At 63.7% G+C, this 5977-nt stretch carries 5 protein-coding genes; all 5 read right to left on the bottom strand.

All coding sequences use genetic code 11. The features are described 5' to 3' along the window. Nucleotides 1-923, bottom strand: a 923-nt coding sequence (locus VGQ94_09380) for an FAD-dependent oxidoreductase (GenBank protein HEV2022730.1), incomplete at its 3' end; no start/stop codon positions are given. Between the two features lie 38 nt (nt 924-961). Next, complete coding sequence (locus VGQ94_09375) at nt 962-1639, bottom strand: methyltransferase domain-containing protein (GenBank protein HEV2022729.1); 678 nt, start codon at nt 1637-1639, stop codon at nt 962-964. Between the two features lie 86 nt (nt 1640-1725). Then, nucleotides 1726-3471 (bottom strand): ABC transporter ATP-binding protein, encoded by a 1746-nt coding sequence (locus VGQ94_09370; protein HEV2022728.1) that lies wholly within the window; start codon nt 3469-3471, stop codon nt 1726-1728. A 337-nt stretch (nt 3472-3808) separates the two neighbouring features. After that, nucleotides 3809-4495, bottom strand: a complete 687-nt coding sequence (locus VGQ94_09365) for a TylF/MycF/NovP-related O-methyltransferase (GenBank protein HEV2022727.1) — start codon at nt 4493-4495, stop codon at nt 3809-3811. 375 nt (nt 4496-4870) lie between these two features. Next, on the bottom strand, nt 4871-5977 hold a 1107-nt coding region (lptG, locus tag VGQ94_09360; GenBank protein HEV2022726.1), incomplete at its 5' end, for an LPS export ABC transporter permease LptG.

Genomic DNA, 5977 nt, shown 5'->3' with positions numbered 1-5977 from the left:
TTCTGATAGCGCCGCCCCGCCTGCTTCAAGCTCATCCGTTCCCGCCAGAAATCCGCCAGCGCCTCTGCAGCCAGTGCTCCGCTGTGCAGCGCGGCGGAAATGCCGTCGCCGGCGAAGGGATCGAGGAATCCGGCGGAGTCGCCGGCCAACAGCACTCCCGACCTCAAGCTGCGCGGCGCCCGGAAGACCAAAGGAGCGGTGACCACCGCTTCCGTGGCCTGCTGCCAGTCCCGGCTCCGCTGCTGCAGTCGCGGATGGAGCGAGAAGACCTCCGGCAGCGAGCGCGCCCGGTCCGAGCGGACCATGGCGCAGGCGTTGACTCGCCCGTGGCGTGCAGGCTGCACGCCGCAGTAGCCGCCGTCGAAGAAGTACAGATCCGCGGAACGCGAAGCGCTTTCCTCGTTGAAATGGGCCTTGATGCCCAACCATTGCCAGTGCCGGGAGGGGTCCGGCCGAAGTTCGGCGGCGGAACTCAGGTTCGACCAGCGGCCGCTGGCGTCCACCACGCTCTTCGCGGTAAAGGTCCCTTCCGACGTGGCCACGGAGAAGGTTGTGCCCTCCTCGATGTCGTGCACTGCCACCGCCTGGCGCGCGTCGACGCCCGCAGCCTCCGCCGCCTGCCAGAGAGCGGCATCCAGGTCAAAGCGGGAGATGCTGGCTGCCGCAGCGGGGAGTGGAAACTGGAGGCATTGCTCAGTGGCAAATACGCGTGCCTCGCGGATGTCCGGCGCCGTTTCCAGCATGGCTTGCCCAGATCCGTCATCCCGCACCAGGGATCGCAGCAGGCCCAGTGCCTCCGGAGAAACAAACTCGCCGCAGACCTTGTGGCGCGGGAAGCGGCCGCGCTCGAGCAGCAGAACGCGCGCGCCTAGGCGGGCGGCGGTGATGGCCGCCGACGTCCCCGCCGGGCCTCCTCCCGCCACCAGAAGGTCGTATGCGCCGTTCGCACGGCTCCCGATTGTCACGCCGCCGCTCCATTTCGCCAGGCGATGATGCCCATGCGGTAGAGGTAGTAGGTGCGGAAGTCCACCTGTGCGGCGGCGGTCTGGCCAAGCAGGCCGCGCATTTCCGCGGGCGTGTAGGCGCGGCGGATGGACGCCGGGGCGTCGTGCCGGGTAAGGCGGCTGCGGTAGAGCGGCAGCCCCGCATACACCAGCCCCAGGTGGACCGGGTGCCGGCGAAGGTCGTTGATGAGTACCGCCAGGCGGCTCACGCGCAGCGCCTCATTGACGAACTGGCGCACCTCCGGCGGCTCCAGGTGATGAACAAAGAGGGAAGAGGAGACCAGGTCGAAGCTCGCGTCGCGGAAGGGAAGCGCCAGAGCGTTGCCGACGACGCTGCGATTCCCTGGCTCCAGGTGCGAGGTGGCGCGGTCCAGGACGGTCACTTCCAGCCGGATGCCCTGTTTCTGGAGCTGCTCCCGCGCCAGCGCTGGGACATCGCCGGTGGCTCCGGCGACGTCCAGCAGGGTCAGCTCGCGCCGGCCGGATCGCGCCGCCACCCGCTCCACCAGCCGCGAGAGCACGCGGACTCCGCCGAACCAGCGGTTGATGCGTTGCAGGTCAGCGAGGGAGCTGGAGACTTCGGCGGGGCTGCCAGCGTCGTCGTCCAGCAGCTCGGGCGTGACCACTCGTTTCATTTGTCGTTTGTCATTCGTCATTACAACCCAACGCGACGCAACCCGAGGCGGGCGCGACCCGCAGCGGCGAAACCTGAAGCGATAGCCTAGACCGTCTCCAGCTCTTCCTCCAGCAACTGCTTCTGATAGAGGTCGGTGTAGTAGCCGTTGCGGGCCAGCAGCTCGTCGTGGCGCCCCAGTTCGACGATGCGGCCGCTGTGCAGCACCGCGATCTGGTCAGCGTCACGCACGGTCGAGACCCGGTGCGAGATGAAGATGGTGGTGCATCCCTGCATGATCTCCCGCAGGTGGTGGAGGATCTTCTCCTCCGTGTAGGTATCCACGCTCGAAAGCGCGTCGTCGAGCACCAGGATGCGGGGATTGCGGATGAGGGCGCGGGCGATGGCGGTGCGCTGCTTCTGGCCTCCGGAGAGCGTGATGCCGCGCTCGCCCACCAGCGTGGCGTACTTCTCGGGAAATTCTTCGATGTCGGGCGCGATGCTGGCGCCCGCGGCTGCGCTGCGGACCTCTTCGTCCGATGCTTGCTCGGTGCCGAAGGCGATGTTCTCGCGCACGCTCTCGCTGAACAGGAACGTCTCTTGGGGGACGAATCCGATGTTGCGGCGCAGCGTCTCCAGCGGATACTCGCGCAGGGGACGCCCGTCGAGCAGGATCTGGCCGGGCTCGGCGTCGTAGATGCGCGGGATCAGGTTCACCAGCGTGGATTTTCCCGAGCCCGTCGGGCCCACGATGGCCAGGCTGGTGCCGGCGGGGATGCGCAGGCTGACGTCCTCGAGCACCGGGACGCCGTTGTAGCGGAAGCTGAGGTTGCGGAACTCCAACTCGCCTTGGATGGCCGCCGCTGGGGGCGGAGTGGGCACACCCTGGTCGCCAATCGTAGGCTTCTCGTTCAGGATCTCGTTGATCCTTCCCATGGAGGCGTTGCCGCGCTGGAAGATGTTGATGACCCAGCCCAGCGCGATCACCGGCCAGGTCAGCTGCACCATGTAGGTGTTGAAAGCCACGAACTCGCCCACGGTCAGGCGGCCGAGGATGACCTCGCGCCCGCCCAGCCACAGCACCAGCACGATAGCCAGGCCCAGCATGGTCTCGAGCGTGGGCCACAGCATGCCCATCAGGCGCACCAGCTTCAGGCTGCGCGCGATGTATTCGCGGTTGGCGCCCTCGAAGGCCGCGATCTCGGCTTCCTCCTGGACGTAGGCGCGGATCACGCGCGTGCCGGAGAAGTTCTCCTGCGCCCGGGCGGAGATTTCGGAGAACATAGCCTGGATGCGCTCGAAGCGCTCATGGATGCGCCGCCCGAAGTACTGCACCACGATGCTCACCAGCGGCAGTGGCGCAAAGGCGTAGAGCGTCATGCGGGGACTGAGGGCGTACATGAACACTAGCGCCCCGGCGGTGAACACCAGGGTGTTGGCCGTGTACATGATGGCCGGGCCCAGCAGCATGCGCACCGCGTTCAGGTCGTTGGTGGCGCGGGCCATGATGTCGCCCGTCCGCGTGCGCTGGTAGTAGGAGTAGGAGAGGCCTTCCAGGTGGCGGAAGAGGTCGTTGCGCAGGTCAAACTCGATCTCGCGCGAGATGCCGATCATGATCCAGCGCGTCAGGAACTGGAAGACGCCCTTGGTCAGCGCGATGGCTACCAGCAGCAGGGAATAAGTGAGCAGCTTAGGCCGGGTCACGCCCAGATGCAGGTCGTCAATGGCATAGCGCAGCACCTGGGGAAAGAGGATCCAGATGCCGTTGTTGAGGAAGACGGTGAGCAGGCCCCAGAACAGGCGGGCCCGGTATCTCCACAGATAAGGCCCGAGAGGTCGCAGGCTGGGAAACATGGGTGGTCAGGAAGATTCTACCAGCGCGCGCAGGGGACGGGGTTGCCCCACCCTTGTCGCCTCCGCTTTTGGAGCGACAGAGCCTGCCCTGAGCGAAACCGAAGGGGTGGGGATTTCCCTTCCAGCAATCAGTAGTATCCTTAACCCTTTATGCCCTGGGGACTCATGGGGACCACGCTGACCGTTGCGTGGGTTGAGAGAAACCCCACCCTCCGCCAAGACCGGGCGGAAGGGTGGGGCAACCCCGAGATGAGGTTATGAGCGGGAAGGGGTGGGCCAGCCCCCCCACTTAGCAGAATCGGAATACCCCCTCAGTTCGGGGGTCAACTCGCCATAACTAGCATTTCACTGCGATTCTGCCCGTGTAGTCCATGCGATGCAAAAGAATCGACTTATCGGCAAAGTACTCGTTCGTGGCTTTGCGAGCTCCTTCCCAGTATCCATAATCGTCGACAATCAGTACCCCGCTTTGTTGAAGTCGTGGAAAGAGGTGTACAAGCTCATGCACGGTGGACTCGTACCAATCGGTATCCAGGCGCAAGAGACAAATATGCGGCGGCGCGGAGTCCGGGAGCGTGTTTTCAACAGGGCCGGGAATAAGATGAATGCGATCAGCGGGATAGCCAGTCAGGTTTAGATTGTGACGTACTTCTTCGAGACCGACGACGAATTTCTTGCGCTCGCGCCGCCGCATCCACCGTGCGGCCCGTTCGCCGTCCTCAGCCGACACGTCAGTCATCCCCTGGAATGTGTCGAATAAATAGAGATGGCGGGATGTGTCTCCCAGCTCCAGGAGAGTGCGGGCGGCAGCCATCATGCTTCCACCTCTCCAGACACCGCATTCCACCACGTCTCCCTTAATCCTGTTTTTTACAATGTATTCGGTTGCGTGGCAGAGTCCCCAGACACGCTCCGGGCTTGTCATTGTGTACGGTTTGACTGCCTTAAAGGTGGCGGCGACCCGAGCGTCAAAGTCGGAAGGAACGCCCCGCCAGCGGTGGATCTCAAAATTCCCGATTCGCATTCATACACTTGTAATACGGCCTAGCGTGCATTGTCTAGCACTGGGCGGGTGGCTCACCTGTTCAGGGCGTACTGAATCCTGAGGGTGGCCCATCCTTTCGCGGTTTTCGAAAGGATGGGCGGACCTGACCTTGTCGAGTTTGTCCCTCCCCCAAAAATACTTGACAAAGCCTCCCTATTAAGATATACTTGTGCGTATGTAGTTATCTTGGAGATAATGTATCGTAGACCTGTGAAGAGTCCGCACAGACCCCCAACCGGGATCTGACATATCCCCCACAGATCTCGACAGATTCTCGCCCCTAAGTCCTTCGTTTGAACAGACCAGGGGGAGGGGGTAGGGGGGCCTGGGGTATCCGTCACCTGGCCCAGCCGCTTATGTGGGCAGCCGGAAGATGAGGTATCCCCCAATGAGGGCGAAGAGCAGGTCGGGAGACCACGCGGCGAGGGCGGCGGGCAGGGCGCCGACATTGCCGAGGTTCTCGAAGAGGCCCGAGGCCACCCAGTAGACCACGCCGATGCCGATGGCCATGGCTACGCCGGCGATGGCGCCGCGACGCCCGGCGGAGAGCGAGAAGGGAATGGCCAGCACCGCCATCACGAAGGTGATGAGCGGGTAGGCCAGCTTCTTGTGGAGCTGCACCCGCAGCCGGACCACGTCGAAGCCGCTCTGTTTGAGGTCGTCAATGTAGCCGCTGAGCTCCTCGTAGTTCATCTCCGAGGATTGCTTCACTTCCTTCTTGAAGTAGGAAGGCGGCTCCGTGATGTCGGGGAAGGTGCGGACGTCGAACTTCTCATAGCGCTCGATGGCCGGCCCGCGGAAGGAGCGCTCCCACCCCTGTTCGAAGATCCAGCCCTGGAAACTCTCCTCCCAATGAACGCGGGTGGCATAGATGCGGCGGGTGATGCTCAGGGTCTGGGGATCGAACTGGAAGACCGCCAAGCGGCCGAACGAGTTGTGGTCGGGGTCGAAGAATTCGTAGTAGAAGATGCTGGACTGCTGGCCGAAGATCCACTTGCGGTCGGCGCGCAGATAGGTCTGGGGCGGCTTGCCCTTCATGGCGCTCCACAGCGCGTCCTGGCGCTTGTTGGCGCCAGGCAGGACTTCGCGCTCGAAGAAGAACAGCCCGACCGCCAGCACCAGTCCCACCGCCAGCACCGGCATGATGATGCGGTACAGGCTGATGCCGGTGGCCTTCATGGCCGTGATCTCGTTGGCCTTCTCCATCAGCCCGAAGGTCACCAGCACCGCGATGAGCACGCTGAGCGGCGTCATCACATAGATCACCGAGGGCAGGAAGTTCAGCAGATACGCTCCCACGGTCACCAGCGGAACGCGGTTGCGGATGATGTCGCCCAGAAGTTCGAAGAAGGTGAACACCAGGGTCAGCAGGACGAAGGTGGAAAGAACCAATCCGAAATAGACGGCAAAGTCGCGCAGGACGTACTCGTCGAGGATCTGCGGGAAGCCGGCGCCGAACAC

It is taken from the genome of Terriglobales bacterium (genome assembly GCA_035937135.1).
Taxonomy (GTDB): domain Bacteria; phylum Acidobacteriota; class Terriglobia; order Terriglobales; family Acidobacteriaceae; genus DASYVL01.
The sequence above is the reverse complement of the archived record's forward strand: the minus strand, read 5'-3'. Positions and strand labels throughout refer to the sequence as shown.

Bases quoted from the DNA above. Each gene is read 5' to 3' on its own strand.
- VGQ94_09370 (HEV2022728.1), bottom strand. From the start codon at position 3,471: ATGTTTCCCAGCCTGCGACCTCTCGGGCCTTATCTGTGGAGATACCGG.
- VGQ94_09375 (HEV2022729.1), bottom strand. From the start codon at position 1,639: ATGAAACGAGTGGTCACGCCCGAGCTGCTGGACGACGACGCTGGCAGC.
- VGQ94_09365 (HEV2022727.1), bottom strand. From the start codon at position 4,495: ATGCGAATCGGGAATTTTGAGATCCACCGCTGGCGGGGCGTTCCTTCC.